The sequence below is a fragment of the Mesorhizobium sp. M7A.F.Ca.ET.027.03.2.1 genome (assembly GCF_003999175.1).
GTDB lineage: Bacteria > Pseudomonadota > Alphaproteobacteria > Rhizobiales > Rhizobiaceae > Mesorhizobium.
Window position 1 is genome coordinate 1 of the sequence record NZ_RZOM01001384.1, and the last position, 1,256, is coordinate 1,256.

2 protein-coding genes are annotated in these 1,256 nt (G+C 65.5%); both read right to left on the reverse strand.

Translation table 11 applies throughout. From position 1 onward, the window contains the following. Positions 1-317, reverse strand: a 317-nt coding sequence (locus EN750_RS34875) for an FGGY family carbohydrate kinase (RefSeq protein ID WP_245482901.1), incomplete at its 3' end; no start/stop codon positions are given. 95 nt (positions 318-412) lie between these two features. Next, on the reverse strand, positions 413-1,141 hold the full coding sequence (locus tag EN750_RS34880; protein ID WP_127399316.1) for an SDR family oxidoreductase: 729 nt from the start codon (positions 1,139-1,141) through the stop codon (positions 413-415). Positions 1,142-1,256: the final 115 nt, after the last annotated feature.

A 1,256-nucleotide genomic window follows, 5' to 3' on the forward strand; every position in this document is an offset into this window, starting at 1 on the left:
ATGATGTTGCGTTCCGAATTGCCGGATCTGCTCACCGGCAGCGGCACGCCGCCCTCGCCCAGCACCACCAGCGAACAAGTGGCGTCGAACCCGATGCCGGCGATCGCCTCGGGCGCCACGCCCGATTGAGCGACCGCTTCCCGCGTGGCCGCGCACACCGCCCGCCAGATGTCGTTGCTCGACTGCTCGACAATGTCGCCGGCCTCGCGCCAGACCTCGATATCGCGCTTGGCAGAGGCGAGCATGTTTCCAGTGTGGTCGAACACCCCGGCCCGCGCGCTGCCGGTGCCGACGTCGATGCCGAGATAATGGGGCATGTGAAACCTTCGGTTTGGCGAGTAGCGAGTAGCGAGTAGCGAGTAGGTAGGTCGTTGGATTCTTCCCTATTCGCTACTCCCTATTCCCTATTCGCTTAGAGATCATTGCTCTGCGGCAAAATCACCAGATCGCGGATCGTCACGTTGCGCGGGCGGGTCAGCATGAACATCACCGCTTCGGCCACTTCGCGCGGCTGCATCAGGCCACCGGCGGCGAGTTCTTCCTCGAGCTTGGCCTTCGGCCAGTCGTCGACCAGCGCCGTCACCACCGGGCCGGGCGCCACCGCACCGACGCGCAGGCCGTGCTTGGCGACCTGCCGGCGCACCGTGTGGACGAAGGCCTGCACGGCGTGCTTGGAGGCCGTGTAGATCGGCTCCCAGACCACCGGAACCAGTCCGGCGATCGAACTGGTGACGATGACGTCGCCCGTCTTGCGCTCGATCATGTGCGGCAGCACCGCCTGGATCGAGCGGAAGCAGGCATTGATGTTGAGGTTGAGCATCCGGTCCCAGGCGTCGGGATCGCCGGTCGCCACCTCGCCGCCGACATAGGCGCCGGCATTGGCATGGAAGATGTCGAGCTGGCCGGCCTTCTCCAGAATCTGCGGCATCATGGTGGCGACGCTGGCCGGCTGCATCAGGTCGATGACCAGCGGGATCGCCTTGGGGCCGAGTTCGGCGCAGAGCTTGTTCAGCGTCGCCTCGGCGCGGTCGACCAGCACCACGGTAGCGCCGGACGCCAGCATGTGCCTGGCGCATTCGAGGCCGATGCCTGATGCCGCGCCGGTGACGGCGGCAACTTTTCCGGACAGTTTTTCGCTCATGTCTTGCTTCCTGTTGATGGGTTCAGGCCCGGCCATGGGAGACACGCGAGCGGCGTGCCAGCGAGTCGACGATGACCGCGATGGCAAGCACGGCGCCGGTGATCATGTACCGAAG